The organism is Prauserella rugosa (assembly GCF_000719975.1).
In the GTDB taxonomy this organism is placed as follows: Bacteria; Actinomycetota; Actinomycetes; order Mycobacteriales; family Pseudonocardiaceae; genus Prauserella; species Prauserella rugosa.
Window position 1 is genome coordinate 1 of sequence record NZ_JOIJ01000037.1, and the last position, 19,463, is coordinate 19,463.

Annotated in this window: 18 protein-coding genes and 1 tRNA gene; 10 read left to right on the forward strand and 9 right to left on the reverse strand. The window is 70.2% G+C overall.

Translation table 11 applies throughout. The features are described 5' to 3' along the window. Positions 1-564, reverse strand: a 564-nt coding sequence (locus tag IF64_RS0124330) for a DUF222 domain-containing protein (protein ID WP_169741969.1), incomplete at its 3' end; no start/stop codon positions are given. A gap of 533 nt (positions 565-1,097) precedes the next feature. Between IF64_RS0124330 and IF64_RS0124335 the strand changes: the two genes are divergently transcribed. Together IF64_RS0124335 and IF64_RS0124340 are read left to right on the forward strand one after the other, a co-directional pair. After that, a complete protein-coding gene (locus IF64_RS0124335) occupies positions 1,098-2,243 on the forward strand; it encodes a 5-methyltetrahydropteroyltriglutamate--homocysteine S-methyltransferase (RefSeq protein ID WP_030534507.1) in 1,146 nt (381 codons plus the stop codon). A gap of 22 nt (positions 2,244-2,265) precedes the next feature. Continuing rightward, the gene (locus IF64_RS0124340; RefSeq protein WP_030534508.1) at positions 2,266-3,276 is read left to right on the forward strand and encodes a class I mannose-6-phosphate isomerase; all 1,011 of its coding nucleotides are present in this window, start codon (positions 2,266-2,268) and stop codon (positions 3,274-3,276) included. Here IF64_RS0124340 and IF64_RS0124345 read toward each other — a convergent pair. Further along, the gene (locus tag IF64_RS0124345; RefSeq protein WP_211252667.1) at positions 3,210-4,595 is read right to left on the reverse strand and encodes an MFS transporter; all 1,386 of its coding nucleotides are present in this window, start codon (positions 4,593-4,595) and stop codon (positions 3,210-3,212) included. The two genes, IF64_RS0124340 and IF64_RS0124345, sit on opposite strands and share 67 nt — an antisense overlap. 115 nt (positions 4,596-4,710) lie before the next feature. On the opposite strand from IF64_RS0124345, the gene IF64_RS0124350 reads away from it, so the two are divergent. After that, positions 4,711-5,640, forward strand: a complete 930-nt coding sequence (locus tag IF64_RS0124350) for a LysR substrate-binding domain-containing protein (protein WP_030534510.1) — start codon at positions 4,711-4,713, stop codon at positions 5,638-5,640. A 52-nt stretch (positions 5,641-5,692) separates the two neighbouring features. Here IF64_RS0124350 and IF64_RS0124355 read toward each other — a convergent pair whose 3' ends face one another. Beyond that, positions 5,693-6,877, reverse strand: a complete 1,185-nt coding sequence (locus tag IF64_RS0124355; protein ID WP_030534511.1) for an acetyl-CoA C-acetyltransferase — start codon at positions 6,875-6,877, stop codon at positions 5,693-5,695. A 161-nt stretch (positions 6,878-7,038) separates the two neighbouring features. On the opposite strand from IF64_RS0124355, the gene mce reads away from it, so the two are divergent. After that, on the forward strand, positions 7,039-7,482 hold the full coding sequence (mce, locus tag IF64_RS0124360) for a methylmalonyl-CoA epimerase (protein WP_030534512.1): 444 nt from the start codon (positions 7,039-7,041) through the stop codon (positions 7,480-7,482). Between the two features lie 10 nt (positions 7,483-7,492). Here the strand turns inward: mce and IF64_RS0124365 are convergent, their stop codons facing one another. Next, positions 7,493-8,149, reverse strand: a complete 657-nt coding sequence (locus IF64_RS0124365) for a TetR/AcrR family transcriptional regulator (RefSeq protein ID WP_084706084.1) — start codon at positions 8,147-8,149, stop codon at positions 7,493-7,495. Positions 8,150-8,337: 188 nt separating this feature from the next. After that, positions 8,338-8,715 carry an SPW repeat protein gene (locus IF64_RS0124370; RefSeq protein ID WP_030534514.1) on the reverse strand — a complete coding sequence of 126 codons (378 nt, stop codon included), beginning with the start codon at positions 8,713-8,715 and terminating at the stop codon, positions 8,338-8,340. Positions 8,716-9,000: 285 nt separating this feature from the next. Between IF64_RS0124370 and IF64_RS0124375 the strand changes: the two genes are divergently transcribed. From IF64_RS0124375 to IF64_RS0124385, 3 genes are all read left to right on the forward strand, one after another. Next, positions 9,001-10,122 carry a coiled-coil domain-containing protein gene (locus tag IF64_RS0124375; RefSeq protein ID WP_030534515.1) on the forward strand — a complete coding sequence of 374 codons (1,122 nt, stop codon included), beginning with the start codon at positions 9,001-9,003 and terminating at the stop codon, positions 10,120-10,122. Between the two features lie 80 nt (positions 10,123-10,202). Continuing rightward, the gene (locus IF64_RS0124380) at positions 10,203-10,652 is read left to right on the forward strand and encodes a universal stress protein (RefSeq protein WP_030534516.1); all 450 of its coding nucleotides are present in this window, start codon (positions 10,203-10,205) and stop codon (positions 10,650-10,652) included. A gap of 9 nt (positions 10,653-10,661) precedes the next feature. Beyond that, positions 10,662-11,720 carry an adenylate/guanylate cyclase domain-containing protein gene (locus IF64_RS0124385; RefSeq protein WP_051758133.1) on the forward strand — a complete coding sequence of 353 codons (1,059 nt, stop codon included), beginning with the start codon at positions 10,662-10,664 and terminating at the stop codon, positions 11,718-11,720. Between the two features lie 13 nt (positions 11,721-11,733). Here IF64_RS0124385 and IF64_RS0124390 read toward each other — a convergent pair whose 3' ends face one another. From IF64_RS0124390 to IF64_RS25770, 4 genes are all read right to left on the reverse strand, one after another. Next, positions 11,734-13,404: a DEAD/DEAH box helicase gene (locus IF64_RS0124390; protein WP_036877836.1), complete on the reverse strand. Its 1,671-nt coding sequence runs from the start codon at positions 13,402-13,404 to the stop codon at positions 11,734-11,736. Positions 13,405-13,696: 292 nt separating this feature from the next. Further along, positions 13,697-14,989, reverse strand: coding sequence for an aldehyde dehydrogenase family protein (locus IF64_RS0124395; protein WP_084706086.1), 1,293 nt, complete (start codon positions 14,987-14,989; stop codon positions 13,697-13,699). A gap of 90 nt (positions 14,990-15,079) precedes the next feature. Then, positions 15,080-15,805 (reverse strand): M50 family metallopeptidase, encoded by a 726-nt coding sequence (locus IF64_RS0124400; protein WP_084706087.1) that lies wholly within the window; start codon positions 15,803-15,805, stop codon positions 15,080-15,082. A gap of 47 nt (positions 15,806-15,852) precedes the next feature. Further along, a complete protein-coding gene (locus tag IF64_RS25770) occupies positions 15,853-17,040 on the reverse strand; it encodes a DNA-3-methyladenine glycosylase family protein (protein WP_145600298.1) in 1,188 nt (395 codons plus the stop codon). A 279-nt stretch (positions 17,041-17,319) separates the two neighbouring features. On the opposite strand from IF64_RS25770, the gene orn reads away from it, so the two are divergent. The 3 genes from orn to IF64_RS0124420 form a co-directional block, all read left to right on the forward strand. Then, the gene (gene orn / locus IF64_RS0124410) at positions 17,320-17,922 is read left to right on the forward strand and encodes an oligoribonuclease (protein ID WP_030534522.1); all 603 of its coding nucleotides are present in this window, start codon (positions 17,320-17,322) and stop codon (positions 17,920-17,922) included. A gap of 99 nt (positions 17,923-18,021) precedes the next feature. Further along, a tRNA-His gene (locus IF64_RS0124415) sits at positions 18,022-18,097 on the forward strand. A 166-nt stretch (positions 18,098-18,263) separates the two neighbouring features. Beyond that, positions 18,264-19,463 (forward strand): tyrosine-type recombinase/integrase (locus tag IF64_RS0124420; protein WP_030534523.1); only part of this gene is annotated, 1,200 nt, incomplete at its 3' end.

Genomic DNA, 19,463 nt, shown 5'->3' on the forward strand with positions numbered 1-19,463 from the left:
TGCCATCGCATCAACACGGGCATAGCAGGCGGAAGCGACCTCGGAGGGCAGCTCGGCGGTGAGTCGGGATTGCGCGTTGGGCCCGTGATCAAGCTCCACGCGCCGCCCAGCCCGGGCCATCCGAGCCCACTCCGCTTGCCCACCCGGGTCGACCTTCTCGACCAGTCGCGCCGCGTGCTGAGCCAGGTTGCGTGGCTGCCATGAGGTGGCGGGAGCCGAGGCGAGCTTGTCGCTCAACAACGCATCCACCTGCCGGGCATGCTCATCGGACAGCGGCTCCGTCACGGCAAGGACCCGTCGGGCTCCATACAGCTCGACCTGACCATCGTGCATCGCTTCCAACACCCGAGGCATCCGCTGACTCAAGTCGACGGCGTTGCGGATCCGCTTCTCCACCTCGACAGGCGAGACACGAAGTTCCGGAGCCAACTCCTCAGCAAGCCCCCGCCACTCCAGCTCGTCAGAAGCCAGCGAGGCGAGAAACGTCATCTCGTCAGCATCAACCCGAGCCCGCCGCGACCTTAATTCAGCGGCGATCGTAGAAAATCCCCCATGCTCATCCACGCTTAAAACGATACCGAACAAGTGGACGACCAACCATCATCCAATAGAGTCGCCCCCGGTAAGCGAAGCGCCATCCCGTCGACCTGGCCAAACCCCATCACGCTGCAGGCAGGGCGCAACAACCCACCCCAACGGAACACCCAAACCCCAACCTTGCGCCCTGCCTGCAGCGTGATAAACAAAAAGCCAGGTTCGACAGGATAAAGCGAAGCGGAAAAACGCCATCCCAGAGACCTGCCCAGCCGGCGAGGCGAAAAACCCACAAGTGAAACCGCACCCACCGAGACGAAAAACCCCGACAACAAACCGCACCCACCGAGACGAAAACCCCCACGGCAAACCGCACTCACCAAATCAGCAACCGAAGCGATACGCCCACCGAATCCCCCACCAAATCAACACGAGATGAAACGACCCCAACCACCCCCAGACACCACCAACCCCACCACCGGACCAGCTCCCCCACCCCGCACCCGGAAGAACCACACAGCTGACGCATTGATGACCGGATATGCGTATGTGACGATTCGGGTATGAGTCAGCGTCAGACACCGCCGTTCCGCGCAGACCACGTCGGCAGCCTTCTGCGGCCGCCGGAACTGCACAAAGCGCGCGAAAAGGCCGCGCAGGGTGCGATCACCGCGGACGAGCTGAAGGCCGTGGAGGACGAGGCGATCCGTTCGGTGGTGGACATGCAACGCCGGGTGGGGCTGAGGTCGGCGACGGACGGTGAGTTCCGGCGTGCGTCGTGGCACATGGACTTCATCTATCAGCTCGACGGTGTGTCGAAGAGCGACGAGAAGTTGCAGGTGAAGTTCCGTAATGCGGACGGGGAGTTGGAGTTCAGCCCGTCGGGACTGACGGTCGACGGCAAGGTGGGGCTGAGTCGCACGATCTTCGGCGACCACTTCGACTACTTGAAGTCCGTTGTGGACGATGGGAACTCCACCGGCTCGGGGCCGGCCGTGACGCCGAAGCTGACGATCCCCTCCCCGAGCATGGTGTACTACCGCGGGGGCAGGGCGTCCGTCGACGAGAGTGTCTACCCGAACCTGGACGACTTCTTCGACGACCTGGGCGCGGCGTACGCGAAGCAGATCGCCGAGATCGGCGCGCGCGGCTGCACGTACCTGCAGCTCGACGACACGAGCCTGGCCTACCTCAACGACCCGACCCAGCGTGAGCTGGTGGCCGAGATGGGCTTCGATCCGCAGACCCTGCATCTGCGCAACATCCGGACGATGAACGCGGCGATCGCCGCCAAGCCCGAGGGCATGGCGATCACGACGCACCTGTGCCGCGGCAACTTCCGGTCGTCGTGGGTCGCGGAGGGCGGCTACGACTTCGTGGCGGAGGCGCTGTTCAACGAGCTCAATGTGGACGGTTACTTCCTCGAGTTCGACGACGAGCGGTCCGGTGGTTTCGCACCGCTGCGGTACGTGCCGAAGGGTAAGTACGTCGTGCTCGGCCTGGTCACGACGAAACGTGGCGAGTTGGAGTCGGTGGAGGACCTGCAGCGGCGCATCGAGGAGGCGTCGAAGTACGTCGACGTGGACCAGTTGTGCCTGTCTCCGCAGTGCGGTTTCTCCTCCACCGAGGAGGGCAACGACCTCAGTGAGGAGCAGGAGATTCGCAAACTCGAGCTGATCGTGGAAACCGCGGCGAAGGTCTGGGGCTGAGCGCGCGGCCTGCCCTACAGTACTGGCCGTGCCACTCGAACCGATCATTCTGCCCGCGAACCAGCCGCCCCAGTTCTACCGTGGCGGGGCGGCCATCGCCGACCTTCGTGGCGGGGACGCCCGGGAGTACGGCCCCGAGGACTGGGTCGCCTCCACCACCAGCATGTTCGCGAGCGACACCGACGGGCTGAGCCGACTGCCCGACGGGCGATGGCTCCGGGACGCGGTGTGTGACGATCCGCGCGGGTGGTTGGGCGATGCGCATCTGCGCAGGTTCGGCGACTCCACGGCGCTGCTGGTGAAACTTCTCGACGCCGGGCAGCGCCTGCCCGTGCACTTCCACCCCGACGACCGGTTCGCCCGCGCCCATTTCGACTCGCACTTCGGCAAGACCGAGGCGTGGATCGTCGTCGGTACCAGCAGCGAGGATCCGACCGTCTACACGGGATTCCGTGAGACGCAGTCCCCGGACACGGTGCGGGACTGGGTGCGCGACCAGGACGCGCCGTCCATGCTCGAGGCCCTCAACGCGGTACCGGTCGCGCCGGGCGACACCGTCGTCATCCCGGCCGGGCTGCCGCACGCCATCGGCGCGGGTGTGTTCGTCGTCGAGCTGCAGCAGCCGACCGACTTCTCCCTGACGATGGAGTGGCGCGACTTCCTGGATTCGCCGGAGAAGGGACATCTCGGCATCGGCTTCGACACGGCGTTGCAGGTGCTCGACACCTCGGGTTGGGACGCGGAGCGGCTCTCCACGCTCGTCCGGCACACCGGGGAGCCGGACACCGCGGCCGAGCTGCTGGCAGCACCCGCCGACGGGTTCTTCCGCGCCGACCGCCTACGCCCGCGGCCCACGACGACGTTGGCCCCGTCGTTCGCCGTCCTCGTGGTCGTCGACGGCGGTGGCGCACTCGCCTCCGAGCGCGCCGCCGTCCCCGTCTCGCGGGGAGACACGGTCGTCGTGCCCTACGGAGCCGGCGAGCTGGAACTGTCCGGCGACGTCACCGTCATCCGCTGCCGTCCCCCGGCCTGAGCGCCCGCCGACAGCAACGTCCGTGGCGCGCCAGCCGCGGGACACCGGCCCTCCACACGCTCGGGCAGTGCACGGCGTACGCCACGTGTTGCTCCCGAGGGCCCCATAGTTGCGTTGAACGCAACTATGGGGCCCTCGGGAGCTGTTGCGGGCCGCTGCATCGCGACCACGGACGCCGCCGCCCCGACGGTCCCTATCGCGGCTGCCGCGGCCACCCACGACGTTGCCGTCGGCAGCGGGTGTACGAGCGTGATCAGGCCGACCACCACGGCTGGACACCCGGACCCGAGGTAGAACGCCACGTGCAGGGCTCCGGTGATCGCACCCTTGTGCGCGACGGGTGCGACGGCGTCCACCGCAGCCGACGCACCGCCGTAGGCCAGCCCGTGGCCCACGCCCGCGATCACGGCCGCGGCGAGTGTCGTGGCCGTCGAACCGCCAGCGTTCACCGCCAGCACCACCAGGCTCGTCAACAACGCCGCGGCCCCGGCGATCTGCGCACCACGCACGCCCACCCTGCCGACGAGGGGTTGCGTGGCCACCGAGCAGAGCAGCACCGAACCCAGGATCGCCCCGGTGACCGCGGGGTCGGCGGGCCCGGAGCGCTCGAGCAACGTGGGAATGATCGCGAGGAACAACCCAGCGACCGTCCAGGCGAGAAAACCCGTGACCGCAGCGGATACGAACAGACGCCGGATCGCCCGCGGAATCCGCGGGACCGTGGGACGCCACGCCCGGTGCGGCGCGCCGACGGGTGCCACGGTCATCCCGGACGCCGTGGTGCCGAGCCGCGACACGAGGCGCCAGCCGACCGCCAGCAGGACGAGATGCACGGCGAACGGCACGGTCTCGGGTGCCGGTACGTACCGCGCCATCAGTCCCCCGACCACCGGTCCCGCCGCGGTGCCACCCACGAACGCGATGCCGGCCAGCGCCGCGCCGTCGACCCGGCGGCCGGCGTGCACGGCGGTGAGTGAACTCGCCGCCGCCGTGGCCGCCCCGAGCGCGAGTCCCTGCGCGGCGCGGCCGGCCACCAGCCACCCGATGTCCGAGGCGAACACGAACGACGCCGAGCCGGCCGCCGCGACAACCACCGCGCCCCGCAGCACCGGCCGGGGACCGACCACGTCGGCCGCCTGCCCGAACAGCACCAGCGCCGGGGCGCTGACCAGCGCGAACGTGGCGTACACCAGCGTCATTGTCAGGTCGCCGGCCCCGAAGTCCTGTTGGTACGCCGGGTACAGCGTGCTCGGCAGGTAGGCGCCGAAGGTCAACACGACGAGCAGGTAGGCGCCGGTGGCTGCGGCCGACCCCCGCATCAGGCCACGACCAGGGGAAGCAGCTGGCAATCTCCGCATCACGGCGTCCAGCGTGCCGACGCGGTCTGCTGAAGGGAATCAAACGTTTCCGCACAGGACCGTGCAAACTGATTGCATGCTCGATCCAAAGTTGCGCGTGCTGCAGCTCGTGGCTCAGCACGGCACCGTCACGGCAGCCGCGGCGGCCTCGCACTACACCCCGTCCGCGGTCTCGTACCAACTGCGACAGCTCTCGGACGAACTCGGCGTGCCGCTGATCGAGGCCCACGGCCGCGGCGTTCAGCTGACGACCGCGGCCCGCACCCTGCTGCGGCACGTGGATGCGCTCTCGGCCCAGGCCACCCGCGCCTACGCCGAGCTGGCGGCGTTGGCGGACGAACCCAGCGGCCCGTTCACCGTCTGCGGGTTCTCGACGGCCGCGACGCATCTGCTGCCGCCCGTGGCCGCGACCCTGCGCGACCGGCACCCGCACGTGCGCGTCCGGGTCATCGAAGCCGAGCCACGGCGATGCTTCGACCTACTTCTCGCCGGCGACGCCGACCTGGCGTTGGTCATCAACACGGCCGACACACCGCCCACGGGCGACGAGCGCTTCGACCAGCGCCCACTGCTCGACGATCCCCTCGACCTCGTCGTGCCGGAGGACCATCCGTTCACCCGGCGCCGCCGCGTGACGCTCGCGGAAGCAGCCGACGAGCACTGGATCGTCGGACGTCCCGGCAGCGCCTACCACGATCTGGTGCGCACGGCGTGCACCGCGGCGGGCTTCTCCCCCAACATCGCGCACTACGCCGACGAGTGGGACACGGGAGCGGCGCTGGTCGCCCTGCGGTTCGGCGTGATCCTGGTGCCGCGGCTGGCCCGGCTCCACGACGACCGGCCCGTCGTACGCGTGCCGCTGTCCGGCGATCCGGCCCCGGCGCGACGGGTGGTCGCCGCGACGCGCCGGGGCGGTGCCGAGCATCCGCTGGTGCTGCAGTCCCTCGAGGCCATCAACGACGTCGCCGCACGGCTGTTGCCCACCGAGGCGCCGGAACCGGCGTAACCCCGCCGCGAACGCTACTCAGCCGGGAATGCGACTCAGCAGGGAACGTCGCTCAGTTCGGGACGTTGATCAGCAGGGCGTCGCCCTGGCCACCGCCACCGCACAGCGCGGCGGCACCGAGACCTCCGCCGCGTCTGCGCAGTTCGTGCACCAGGTGCACGGCCAGCCGCGCACCGGAGGCGCCGATCGGGTGGCCGAGCGCGATCGCACCGCCGTTGGCGTTCACGATCTCCGGGTCGAGACCGAGCTTCTCGCTCGACACGAGACCGACCGCGGCGAACGCCTCGTTGATCTCGACGAGGTCGAGTGCGCCGGTGTCGAGTCCCGCCTTGGCGAGGGCGGCGTTGATGGCATTGGACGGCTGCTCGTGCAGGCTCGCGTCGGGCCCGGCGACCACGCCGTGCGCACCGATCTCGGCCAACGGGGCGATGCCGAGCTTGTCGGCCATCTCCCGGCTCGCCACGACGACCGCGGCGGCGCCGTCGGAGATCTGCGATGCCGAGCCCGCCGTGATCGTGCCGTCGGCGGCGAACGAGGGCCGCAACTTCGCGAGGGACTCGGCGGTCGTGTCGGCGCGCACGCCCTCGTCGGTGTCGAACACCACCGGCTCACCCTTGCGCTGCGGCACCTCGACGGGCGCGATCTCGGAGGCGAACACGTCGTCGGCGATGGCCTTCGCCGCACGCTGGTGCGATCGCGCGGCGAACTCGTCCTGCTGCTCGCGGGTCAGGCCGTAGCGCGCGTTGTACTTCTCCGTCGACACCCCCATCGCGACCTGGTCGAACGCGCAGTGCAGACCGTCGAACGCCATGTGGTCGACCAGCGTCGTGTCGCCGTACTTGAAGCCCGACCGCGACTTGGGCAGCAGGTGCGGAGCCTGCGTCATCGACTCCTGTCCGCCCGCGACGATCAGGTCGAACTCGCCCGCGCGCACCAGCTGGTCGGCCAGCGCCACCGCGTCGAGTCCGGACAGGCAGACCTTGTTGATCGAGAGCGCGGGCACGTCCATCGGGATTCCCGCCGCCACGGCGGCCTGCCGCGCGGGGATCTGGCCCGCGCCGGCGGTCAGGACCTGGCCCATGATCGTGTACTGCACCTTCTCCGGTGCGACTCCGGCCTGCTCGAGCGCGGCCTTGATGGCGACGCCACCGAGCTGAGCACCCGAGAAGTCCTTCAACGAGCCGAGCAACCGACCGATCGGTGTGCGGGCCGCACCCAGGATCACGGAACCGGACACTTCTCTTCCTCCAAGCGTTGACGACGCTGCCCCGCCTGCACGTGCGGCGCTCCCGCGAAGACGATACCGCTCCGGCACCGTCCGGCCCCCGCCGTGAGGCGCGCACCGCGATGTGAACAAGCGCACCCCCGAGCCCCGCGCCACCGGCCTATCCTGCCGCTATGCAGCAGGCAACCGCGGCGCTGACGCCGTTCATCACGACCGTCGACCACGTGGGCGTCGCCGTGGCCGACCTGGACGAGGCGATCGCCTTCTACGCCGACACGTTCGGTCTCGAGGCCAGCCACGTGGAGGTCAACGAGGAGCAGGGCGTGCGTGAGGCCATGCTGCACGCGCCCGGCGACGAGGGCGGACCCGCCGTGCAGCTGCTCGCCCCGCTGCGCGCGGACTCCACCATCGCCAAGTTCCTCGACACCAAGGGTCCCGGCCTGCAACAACTGGCCTACCGCGTGACGGACGTCGAGGCGGCGGCCGAGTCGTTGCGCTCGAAGGGGCTGCGCATGTTGTATCCCGAGGCCAAGCGCGGCACCGCGGGCAGCCGGGTCAACTTCGTCCACCCGAAGGACGCCGGCGGGGTGCTGGTCGAACTGGTGCAGCCCGCCTGACGAGGACGCCTCACCGGGACGTCAGTGCGCCGGCGAGGAACGTCAGCTGGCGGTCCATCTCGTCGTGCGGCCCTCCGTCATGGCGCGCCGTGGCGTGCCGATAACTGACGGCGAGTGCGAGCAAGCCCGCGGCACTGTCGACGTCGGCGGTGGCGAGCGTGCCCGCTCCCGCTGCCGCGAGGATGACCGCGCGAACCTGCGTGACCAGCGTGTCGTAGCGCTCCTGCAACGCGGCGGCGACGGCGCGGTGGGTGTCGGCCTCCCGCCACAGCAGGTGGGACAGGACGCGTGATCCGGCGAGCCTGCGGTCGAGTTCGGCGACGAGCCTGCGCAGACTCTCGGCGATGTCTCCCCGCACGACCACGCGATCGGCCTCGACATGCTCGTCTGGAAGCCGCTCCACGAGTGCCGCCAACAGGTCGGTCTTGCGGCGGAAGTAGTAGTGGACCAGACCTTTGGGCACGCCCGCTCGTGCGGCGATACGCGAGGTGGGAGTGGCGTCGAACCCGTGCTCGGCGAACAGTTCCTCGGCCGCCGACAGGATGCGCTCGCGCGCCGAGGACGGCTGCGCGCACTCGGATCGGGTTCCGAGTCCGTCGGGATCGGTGTCGTCGGACGGCTCGGAGCCGTCGGCTGGCTCGCTCGGGGTGGCGGCACGGCGTGGCATGGGTGTCCTCGTCGGGGCGAACTCTCGGACCGGCGTCAGTCAGAGGCGGGGTGGGAAGCGGCGTCGGAGGCGGCGGCAGAACCGTCGTCAAGGGCGGCGCGAATCCGGTACGGGGCGTGGAACCGCGCACGGCGTTGTCGGGCACGCCGTGCGCGTCGTCGCCCTGCCCGTCACCCGCGGGGCCGGACTCAGTGCTGACCGGCCATCCGATGTGCCGCGCTGGCCACCGGTACCGCTGCCGCGCCGACGAGCACGGTCAGTCCGCCGATGATCCAGGACGTCCATGCGGCGCCCATGAATCCCGTGTAGCCCATCACCCACGGCGACAGGAATGCGAGGGCACCGAGCACCACCTGGATTCCCTCACCGACGATCATGCCGGGCATCGCGAGCGAGACGAGCCCGTCGATGGCGATGAGGGCGCCGAGCACCACCATGGTCCACGCGGCGGCGGTGTCGGTGCTGAGCCATATCGGCGACAGGGCCAACACCGCACCGAGTACCACTTCGGCCCAGTCGTGCGGCCGGGTCCACGGACGCACCGGATTGGTCGACGGTCCGGTCATCGTGATCACCTCCAAGAGGTCGGCCCACGGCGAGCACGTCGGTGTGCCCACCGCCGGGGACCGCCGCTGCCGGGCGTTCCCCGCGTCCAGAATGCGCTTGGTTGGCCGCCCGGTCAATCGACGTCGAGCAGGTCCGAACGTCCCGCGTTCACCCTGCACACGCCGCATGCGCGCACCTCTCCGACGACCCCGCCACGGGCCGGGCCGTGAACCCCTTGTGAAACGCCACGGCGCCACAACCGCATTCGGCGGCGTGCGGGGAACGCGTGCGGTTAGGGTGGTGTCATGAGCCTTGGCGACGAACGGGAGCTCGTGCCGCTGGGTGCCGGCTTCGACTTCGAGAAGCGCGGATACAGCCGGGCACAGGTCGACGAACATCTCGAGCGGCTGGACGCCGACCTCCGCATGCTCACGTCCGACCGGGACGCGGCCATCTCGCAGGCGGGCGACCTGGCGAAGCAACTCGAGTCGGCCCGCATCGAGATCGACGATCTCCGCGGTCAGGTCGAACGGCTCGCCCAGCCGCCGACGACCATCGAGGGGCTCTCGGAACGTCTCCAGCGCATGCTGCGGCTCGCGCAGGAGGAAGCCGCCGACACGCAGGCGCGCGCCGAGGCCGAGGCCGGCCACATCCGCGCCAAGGCCGAGGCCGACGCCAGCGCGATGCGGGCGCGGTACGAACAACTCCTCACCGAGCTCGCCGAGCGCCGCCGCGAGATGGAGGCCGAGCACCGCAAGGTGATCGCCGACGCCCGCGCGGAGGCGGAGTCGATCCTCACCAAGGCCAAGGAGGAGCGCGACCGGCTCGACGCCGAGGCCGAGCAGCATCGCACGAAGGTCGAAGAGGACTTCGAGATCGCGATGGCCACTCGGCGCACCGAGGCGATGCGCGAGCTGGCCGAGCAGGAGGCGGCCAGCAAGGCCGAGGCCGAACGCCGCGTGCGCGAAGCCACCGAGGAGGCCGCGGCCATCCGTGCCGAGGTCGCCGACGAGCAGGCGAAGGCGAAGGCCGACATCGAACGCCGCCAGCGGGAGTCGGTCGAGGACGCCAACCGGCGCAAGCAGAACTCGATCAGCGAGGCGAACGCGCGGGTGGCCGAGGCGACGGACGAGGCCAACCGCCGGGTGCGCGAGGCGACCGAGGAGGCGAACCGGCGCGTGCGCGAGGCGACCGAGATCGCCAAGCGGCGGGTCACCGACGCCAAGAGCAAGGTCGAGGCGCTGCGCACACTGCGGCACAAGGTCGCGGACCAGGTCGTGTCGGCGAAGTCGATGTTGGCTCAGGTCGACGCCGCCATGGAGGGCAGGCAGGACTCCGCCGACGCGGCCGGGAACGACGTGGCCAAGCGCAACGGGCAGAAGGCGCACGCGGGAGCCGCGACCGGATCGGAACCGACTCGCGAGTAGGTATGTGTGGCCTCTGCTGACGGGACCCGCTACTGTTCGGCGAACCGAGGTTGGCTGAGCCCGCTGGAGGACCGATAAGCATGGCCGCTTACCAGACCGTCGTCGTCGGCACGGACGGTTCCGACTCGTCCTTCGCCGCCGTGGACCGCGCCGCCGCCGTGGCGGGCGACTCCGGCGCGGCCCTCGTGATCGTGTGCGCCTATTTCCCGGCGAGCAAGGACGAGGTCGAACGCGCCCAGGACGAACTCGGCGACGAGGCGTACCAGGTGGTCGGTTCCGCACCGGCCGAGGACACGCTGCTGTCGGCGCGGGATCGTGCGGCGAAGGCCGGTGCGCAGAACATCGAGACGCTCGCCATCAAGGGCGAGGCGGTCGACGTGCTGCGCAGCACCGCCCAGGAGCGGCGCGCCGACCTGCTGGTCGTCGGCAACCGCGGGCTCAACACGCTGGCGGGGCGCATCCTCGGCTCCGTGCCGTCCGAGGTGGCCCGAAAATCCGGCATCGACGTGCTCATCGTGCACACCACGTAGGCGCCGGCGGTGGACGAAGCGCTCGCGCGCCGGCTCGAGCGGATCCTCCTCGACGGCAAGCGCAAGTACACGCGACTGCAGGTCGCCGAACGGGCCGGGGTCGCTCCGGAACGGACTAAACGCCTCTGGCGGGCACTGGGGTTGGCCACGGCCGACGACGACGAGGTGGTCTTCACCGACGCCGACGTCGAGGCCGTGCGCATCGTCGACCGGTTGGTCGCTGCCGGGTTGCTCGACGAGGAGCTCGAGACGTCGGTCGCCCGCGCCGTGGGCCTGCACCTGTCGCGGCTGGCCGAGTGGCAGGCCGACCTGCTGTGGTCGCTCGTGGCCGACAACCCGAAGTTGGCAGGCGACGAACAGCGGATCGGCAAGCTCGTACAACAGGTACTGCCCGAACTGGAACGGGTGCAGAACTTCGTCTGGCGGCGGCACCTCGCGGCCTACTCCGACCGGCTGCTCACCGCCGCCGACGAGGAACCGGACTCCCGCACCGAGGTCGTCGGGTTCGTCGACATGGTCGGCTACACCCGCATGACACGGCGGGTCAACGAGGCCGAGCTCAGCGCCGTCCTGGAACGCTTCGAGACCCTGGCTTCCGATGTCATCGCCGAACGCCACGGCCGCATCGTGAAGATGATCGGCGACGAGGTGCTGTTCGTCTGCGACGACCCGGCCGACGCCGCCGAGATCGCATTGACCCTCGCCGAACGCTCCGCCGAGGACGAGGAACTGCCCGACGTGCGCGCGGGGATGGCCAGTGGCCGGGTGCTGGGCCGGTTCGGCGACGTCTACGGCTCGGTCGTGAACGTCGCGAGCCGGCTGACCTCACTGGCCCGGCCGGGCACCGTGCTCGTGGACCGCGAGCTCGCGCGCGAACTCGCCGGGCTGTCCGAGTACGAGGTCCGCGCGCGCAGGGCGACGTCCGTGCGCGGGTACAGCAGGCTCCGCCCCGCCGTGCTGCGCCGCGCCGGCCGCGAATCCCGCCGAACCCAGAGCGGCCAGCAGCTGGCGGCGGAGCTGTTGGGCCTCAGCAAGCCGGCGTCCGAACCGGACGAGCGGACCGACTGAGGCCCTGCCGGACCTACTTCTTCTGGTACCGCTCGCGCCGCACGGTGGCCTTGCGACCCTTGATGCTCGTGCCCTTCAACGCGGCGATCACGTCGTCGGCCGCACCGGAGGGCACGTCGACGAGCGAGAACCGGTCGGCGATGTCGATGGCGCCGATGTCGCGGCCACGCAGCCGCGACTCCCCCGCGATCGCGCCGACGAGGTCCTGCGGCCGAACCCCGGACGTGCGCCCGACCCCGACGAACAGACGGGTCATGCCGGGGCCGACGGCCCGGCCACCCTTGGGTCCGCGTCCGCCGCCCGGGGCACCGTCGCGCTTACCACCGCGCTTGCCGTCCGCCGGCGGCCACGCCTTCACCTCGGGGATCTCTTCCTCCTCGGTGACCGTTCCACCCGCTTCGTGGGCGAGCTTCACGGCGGCGAGCGCGATCTCCACGACGTCGTACTCGTCGGCGAGCGGCTCGACGACCGAACGGAAGCGGTCCAGGTCGGAGGTGTCCTGCAGCGCCTCGGTGAGCGAGGCCCGCGTCTGCTCGAGGCGCTGGGCCCGCAGGTCCGCAATCGTCGGCAGCTTCTTGACCGCGATCTTGTGGCCGGTGACGCGCTCGATGGTCTTGAGCATGCGGTGTTCGCGCGGCTCGGCGAGCGTGATCGCCGTCCCCTCACGCCCGGCACGGCCCACGCGGCCGATGCGGTGCGTGTACGACTCGGGCGCGCTCGGCACGTTGTAGTTGACCACGTGGGTCAGCTGATCGATGTCGAGACCACGCGCGGCGACGTCGGTGGCGACGACCAGATCGGCACTGGAACCGCGGAGTCGTTCGACGACCCGGTCGCGCTGCAGCTGGTTCATGCCACCGTGCAGCGGCTCGGCGCGGTAGCCGCGGCCGTTGAGGGTCTCGGTGAGCGAGTCCACCTCGTCGCGGGTACGGCAGAACACGATGGCCGCGGCGGGTGATTCGACGTCCAGGACGCGGCCGAGCGCGGCCGGCTTGTGTCCACGCGGCACCACGTAGGCCGTCTGCGTGATGGGCGATTCGGCGCCGCCCGACGTACGTTCCCTGCCGACCGAGATCCGCGCCGGGTCGGTCAGGTACTGCTTGATCAGACCGTTGATCCGGGGCGGCATCGTCGCGGAGAACAGCATGGTCTGCCGTTCGGCCGGCATCTCGGCGAAGATCGCCTCGATGTCCTCGGCAAAGCCCATGTCGAGCATCTCGTCGGCCTCGTCCAGCACGACCATGCTGAGCTCGCCGAGCGACAGCGTGCCGCGCGAGAGGTGGTCGAGCGCGCGCCCCGGCGTGGCGATCACGACGTCGACGCCGCGTTCGAGCGCCTTGAGCTGCCTGCCGATCGGCTGGCCGCCGTAGATCGGCAGTACGCGGGTGCCCAGGTCGCTGCCGTAGCGGTGCATCGCCTCGGACACCTGGACGGCAAGCTCCCTGGTCGGGGTCAGCACGAGCGCCTTCGGGTTCTCGCCCTTCCCGTGTCCGGTGATGCGCGTGAGGATGGGCAGGGCGAACGCGGCGGTCTTGCCCGTGCCGGTGGCGGCTTGGCCGACGAGGTCGCGCCCGTCGAGAACCGGCGGGATGGCCTCCCGCTGGATGGGCGTGGGCTCTTCGTAGCCGAGTGCCGAGAGCGCGCCGAGCAGTTCGGGGCGCAGGTCGAGGTCGGCGAACGTCACGCCCGCCTCGTCGGCTTCGTCGGCTTCGTCGGATTCGTCCGCGTCTCCGGCGTCACCGGCATCGCCGGTGTCACTGGAGTCGTCGGTGTCACCGGCCTGCGGGGCCGGGGTGCGGTCTTCGAGTTCGAGGGTGCCTTCCGACGGGGTGTCGTCGTCGGGCGTGCCGCCGGTGGCGGTGTCATTCACAGTGGTGGACCTTCCTGATCCGGGGAAGTGTGCGGCGACGTCACGGCCGTGACATCCCCGACAGGGGTAACCACCGGCCGTATCCGCCGAACGGTGGGACGTGCGCTCACCGCGACGCCGGCAGCACCGCGTACTGACGGACGTACAGGTCGGTGTAGGTGACCGGGCCGCGCGGACCGGGGACGCGGTCCAGGTTGATGCCGGTCTCGGGGACGCCGAGCAGCTTGAAGCCGTCCAGCAGACGTGTCGGCGCGTTCCAGAATACGCCGGTGCCCTGATAGGCGTCGAAGAACGCCTCCGCGGCCGCGCTGTCCTCGGTGGCGATACCTGCGGCCAGGCCGGAGGTCTGCTCGTTGGCGATGGTCACGGCCTCGGTGAGGCTGCCGACCGTCGCCACGGTGACCGTGGCCTCCCGGTCGGAGTCGAGCGCCCATTCGTAGCCGAGCGCGTGGTCGTGGGGAGCCAGCGACGGCGTGACGTCACGCCCGTCGAGCGCCTCGGCGATGATCGGCCACAGCCGGTCGTGGACGGCCGTGTGCACCAGCAGCAGGTTGAGCCGGTTGCACACGCCCAGCCGGTCGAGGCTGCCACGCACGAGCGAGGCGACCGTGTCGGCGTCCGCAGCCTCGTCGACGTACAGCACGCCACCGCCGTCGGCGTGCGCGAGCGTGCGTACGCCGTGTGTGGCGCCCTCCCTCGCGAGCGCACGCGTGCTGTCCCCGCTTCCGCGCAGGATGACCAGCGGCACCAGGTCCGGCAACCGGACGAGCGCGGCCGCCGCCTCCCGTTCGGTACGGGGCACGAGCTGCACCGCGGCGGGGTCGATCCCGGCCTCGGTCAGCGCCGGGGCGACGACGACCTCGATCAGCCGCTGTGCCGACCCGAGTGCGGCCGCGCCGGTGCGCAGCACGCCCGCGTTGCGGGACTTCACCAGTTGCGAGGCGACGTCCACGGTCACGTTGGGCCGCGCCTCGTAGTTGGCCCCGATGACGCCGACGGGCCTGCGCCGCTCGACGAGTTTCAGGCCACCGTCGAGAGTGGACACGTCCGCGGAGCGCTCCTGGTGCGGGGCACGCGCCAGGAGGCGGAGCTGGTCGGCCATGCCGGTCAGCCGCTCCTCGGTGATGGTGAGGCGGTCGAGCAGGCCCGCGCTCATGCCGTCGGCGCGCGAACGTGCGACGTCGGCCTCGTTGGCGGCCAGGATCTCCTCCCGGTGCGTCAGCAGCCGGTCGGCCATGGCGTTCAGGGCCGCGTCGATCGCCGTGTCCGCCGCGGTCGCCAACGACGGCGCCGCGTGCTTCGCCGCACGCGCGCACTCTTCGACAGCCTTGGCGACCTCGTCCGTCACAGCCCGAGCCCTTTCCTGCTCACGCGGGCGCGTTTCCGCCCGTCCTCTCACCCGCCACGTCCTGCCTGCGACGTCGACGGTGTCGACCTCCCAGTGTGCCGCACGGCCGGGGCGCGCCGACGGCCGGCACGGCTCGCGTCGCTACAGCGGCCCGCCGACGGCGGGGTCGACGAGCAGCATGCCGCCGACGACGGCACAGCCGACGATGAGCACGCCCAGCACGAGCAGCCAGATGGCCGCGGGCAGTCCGGTGAGCCGCGCCAGCTGGTCGATGTCCGAGTCGCGCGCGGCGCCGCGTCGGCGCTTGCTCTGAAGCTCGAACAGCGGCCGCACCGATCCGAGGATCAGGAACCACGTGACCAGGTACACGAACACCGCCTGCACGCCCGGCGGGGCGAGCCAGGCGACGGCGGCCAGCACGGCGGCCGACAGCAGGATCGAGAACACGCCGTAGGCGTTCCGGATCAGGATCAGCACGCCCAGCAGCAGCACCGCCGTGATCACGAGCACCGCGGACAGTTGCTCGGCCCAGACCAGCCACGAGAACAGCAGGCCGAGCAGAGCGGGCGCCGGATACCCGGCCAGCGACGTGAGGACCATGCCCGGACCTTCGGGACGGCCCCGGGACACGGTCACGCCCGAGGTGTCCGAATGCAGCCGGATGCCCTGCAACCTCCTGCCCACGAGGAGTGCGGCCAGTGCGTGTCCTGCCTCGTGGACGATCGTGAGCACGTTGCGTGCCAACCGCCACGGACCGTTCGACAACACCACGATCAGGGTGGCCACACCGCTGATCAGGATGATGGTTCCCGCCGTCGTGGCGTCGAGGGAGAAAGCCTGCGTCAAGTCGTTGATGCCGTCCTGCACCGCGCCAGCTCACCACAACGGGTGTCGGCTCCCGGTGACACCCTCGTTCACCGCTGCGCGACCACTCCCCTTCCCTCCCGCCGATCCCGACCGGGCGCCGCACGCGACGCGCCCGCGCCGTCTTCATGGTCTCGCCCGGCAACGCATCCGGCCCACCATCGATCCGCCCGCACCGCCACGGTGCGCAGCAGGAAGCTCGCCCAGCTCCGATACGGCGCCCATGCGGCGGCCGCCGCCTCGGGAGGCTCGTCGTACAGCTGCACCATCAGCCGGGACAGCAACCGGTCATGGGCGGGGAACACGTCCGGGTGTCCCGCCCCGCGCGCCACGATCAGTTCCGCGGAGAAGGGGCCGATCCCGGGAAGTTGCCGCACGAGTGCGACGGCGTCGGCGCCGTCCATGGACCGCAACGCGGGCCCGTCCAGCAGACCGGACTCCGCCGCCGCGGCGATCACCGCGAGCCTGCGCCGCTTCTCGGCCGAGAGTCTCGTGGCAGCGGCGACGCTCCGGAGCTCACTCGGCGGCGGGCACACCGTCCGGTCACGGCCCGCCACCTGGACGGTGCGGCCGTGGCGGGCGACCAGGCGGTGGAAGGCGCGGACCGCCTGCGGTGTCCGCAGGCCCTGGCAGACCACGGCCCAGCACGCGGCCTCGTAGGCGGAGCCGAACAGGACCGGCCGCAGGCCGGGTGCGCGGCGACGGACGCCGCGCAACCACGGGTCGCGGTCTACCACCGCGGCGAACGCCTGACCGTCGCAACCGAGGGACAGCACCCGGCGCGCCTGCGCGACAGCACGCTCGAGGCCGTCGCCGGGAACGCAGGCATGCAGCTCCAGCACGGCCTGCGACCGTCGTCGCACGCGCAGTCCCACCGGTTCCCACGTGCCCTCGAGCAGGAACGTGGGCCACAGTTCGTCGCGCGCCGGCGAGCACCCTTCGGACACGGGGTTGACCACGCCCGCCGCGGCGCACGAGGCCAGTACGTCGAACTCCTCCGCGGCGACCGGTTCCAGTCGTCGTGCTTCGGAGTGCCGCAGCGCCCGTTCCCGAGCGGCTCGCGCGCCCCGCGTTGCCGGAGACGGCCGGGCAAGCCCGCTGATCCCGGCCGGCAACGGTCCACGGTGGCCGGCACCGCCACAGGACCGGTGCTCGGAGAACGGCTCCCCGCTGGCCGAGTGCTCGTCGTTGCTGGTGCCGTCCACCCACGGGTGGCCGGTCCGATCGGTTCGTGTCACGGGCGCTTCCCCCTCATTGCGCGGCCGGCGCGTCGCCGGGCCGTCCCTACGGCTTTGATGCCGATTCGAACGTTAGAGCGATGGACGGGCCGGCGGTACGGCGAAGGCAGGACCGGCGGACGTTTTCCCAGGAGCGCCGCCACGACTGTCGACTTCGCTCCGCTCGGCGGCAGCGCGAACGGTCCACCGGCATCGCAGGCGAAGTACCCACCGAAAGCCTGACCCGACGAAAACGGCACGTGACGCACCGGCAGCGGGCAGGCGCGTTAGTGTGACCGGGTGACTGATCGTCTAGTCTGGATCGACTGTGAAATGACGGGGCTCGATCTCGCGAAGGATGCGCTGATCGAGATCGCCGTGCTCATCACCGACGCCGAGCTCAACGTCCTCGACGAGGGACTCGACCTCGTCATCCACGCCGACGACGATGCGCTGGCCGACATGCCGGACGTCGTGCGCGAGATGCACGCGAAGTCGGGGCTGACCGAGGAGGTCCGCCGATCGACCATCACGGTGGCCGAGGCCGAGCGTCAGGTGCTCGACCACATCAAGCGCTTCGTGCCGGACGCGCAGACCGCGCCGCTGGCGGGCAACTCCATCGGCACGGACCGCGGCTACATCGCCCGCGACATGCCCGATCTCGACGCACACCTGCACTACCGCATGGTGGACGTGTCGTCGGTGAAGGAGCTCGTGCGCCGTTGGTACCCGCGGATCTACTACGCGAAGCCGGAGAAGGGCCTCGCCCACCGCGCGCTGGCCGACATCAAGGAGTCCATCGCGGAGTTGCGCTACTACCGCAGCACCGCATTCGTGCCGCACCCCGGCCCGACCAGCGACGAAGCGAAGGCCGCCGCGGAACGGACGATCGCGCAGGCGTGACCGCGCACCTGCGCCGACGGCCGTAACCGGACCTGCGCGCAACGGGCCGAACGCGGCGCGCTACGATATGTCGGCCGAGGCGCTGAGGCGGCTCGCATGGTGGGTGTAGCTCAGCTGGTAGAGCACCTGGTTGTGGTCCAGGAGGTCGCGGGTTCGAGCCCCGTCACTCACCCCACAAAACTGCAGGTCAAGCGGTTGAAGCCCCGGAGGTGCCCCCTCCGGGGCTTTTTTGTGCCCCCTCGAAGTCGGACAGCCAGGGCACACTTGCTCCATGCCCAACCACAGCAGCCGCTTGGACGACGCGTTCCTGACACTCGCCGCGCGACACGGGGTGGCGTGAAGTGGCCCATATCGAGAAGCGCGCACTCAAGGACGGCACCACGAGTTACAAGGTTTGCTGGCGCGACCCCGACACCAAGCAGAAGGACTCACTCACCTTCGACGACGAGGCAAAGGCCGAACGGCTCAAGAAGCTGCTCAACGCCAACGGGCAACGCCTGGCCGATGCCCAACGCGTCGCCCAGGCGATCATCAACAACATCCCGACGGTCGCCGACATCATCGAACACCACATCGAGCACTTGACCGGAGTCACAGCCCGCACCAAGCGCGACTATCGGCGCGATGCCCGCAACCACATCACGCGACATCTCGGCGGCATCCCCATCGACGCGCTGACCAAAGACCGTGTCAAGCAATGGGTCAACCACCTGGTCGCCCCGGACGAGGAAGACACCAAGCCCATTAGTCCGAAGACACTGCGCAATGTCGTCTACTCGGTGCTCTCCCCCGCGCTGAACTCCGCGATACCCGAGTACCGAGCCGACAACCCCGCGAAAGGCATCCGTATGCCCCAAGAAGATCCAGTAGAGATGATCTTCCTCACGCATGGTGAGTTCTCGCTGCTGCAGTCACACATCCCCGAGGAGCACCGCACCTTCGTGCGCTTCCTCGTCTCTACCGGCCTCCGCTGGTCCGAAGCCATCGTTCTCACCGTCGACGACTTCGATCTTCTGTCCAACCCCGGAACGGTTCGCGTCAGCAAGGCGCGCAAGCGCGGCCCGAACGGGCCATACACGGGACCGCCGAAAAGCAAGCGAGCACGACGCACGGTTTCGCTCGCCCCCTCGATCGTTCCCGAGCTTGCCGCCCTGACGATCGACAAGGCGGGCGACAACCTGATGTTCACCACCGGCCACGGGGGCATGTATCACGCCGGCAACTTCCGTGAACGCGTGTGGCTCCGCGCGCTGGAGAAGGCCAACGCCGAGAAAGACCCGGACGGCCACCCGATCCCCCGCGCCCTGCGCCTCAACAAGAGACCGCGTGTGCACGACCTGCGACACACCCACGCCTCATGGCAGGTCGCCGCCGGAGTCGACCTGCCCACGGTCCAACGACGCCTGGGCCACGAGTCGATCAAGACCACAGTCGACCGCTACGAGCTCCTAACGCATTCGGTTTGGGAGTCGTCGCCAGGTGATGAGGCTGCAGGCGAGCGCGAGGAACCCGTGGTGGATGTCGGTGCGGCGTTCCCAGCG

Excerpts from the sequence above, each read along its gene's own strand:
- IF64_RS0124335 (WP_030534507.1), top strand. The coding sequence starts at position 1,098 with ATGAGTCAGCGTCAGACACCGCCGTTCCGCGCAGACCACGTCGGCAGC.
- IF64_RS0124345 (WP_211252667.1), bottom strand. The coding sequence starts at position 4,595 with ATGCGGGGGTCGGCCGCAGCCACCGGCGCCTACCTGCTCGTCGTGTTG.
- IF64_RS0124350 (WP_030534510.1), top strand. The coding sequence starts at position 4,711 with ATGCTCGATCCAAAGTTGCGCGTGCTGCAGCTCGTGGCTCAGCACGGC.
- mce (WP_030534512.1), top strand. The coding sequence starts at position 7,039 with ATGCAGCAGGCAACCGCGGCGCTGACGCCGTTCATCACGACCGTCGAC.
- IF64_RS0124365 (WP_084706084.1), bottom strand. The coding sequence starts at position 8,149 with ATGCCACGCCGTGCCGCCACCCCGAGCGAGCCAGCCGACGGCTCCGAG.
- IF64_RS0124370 (WP_030534514.1), bottom strand. The coding sequence starts at position 8,715 with ATGACCGGACCGTCGACCAATCCGGTGCGTCCGTGGACCCGGCCGCAC.
- IF64_RS0124375 (WP_030534515.1), top strand. The coding sequence starts at position 9,001 with ATGAGCCTTGGCGACGAACGGGAGCTCGTGCCGCTGGGTGCCGGCTTC.
- IF64_RS0124380 (WP_030534516.1), top strand. The coding sequence starts at position 10,203 with ATGGCCGCTTACCAGACCGTCGTCGTCGGCACGGACGGTTCCGACTCG.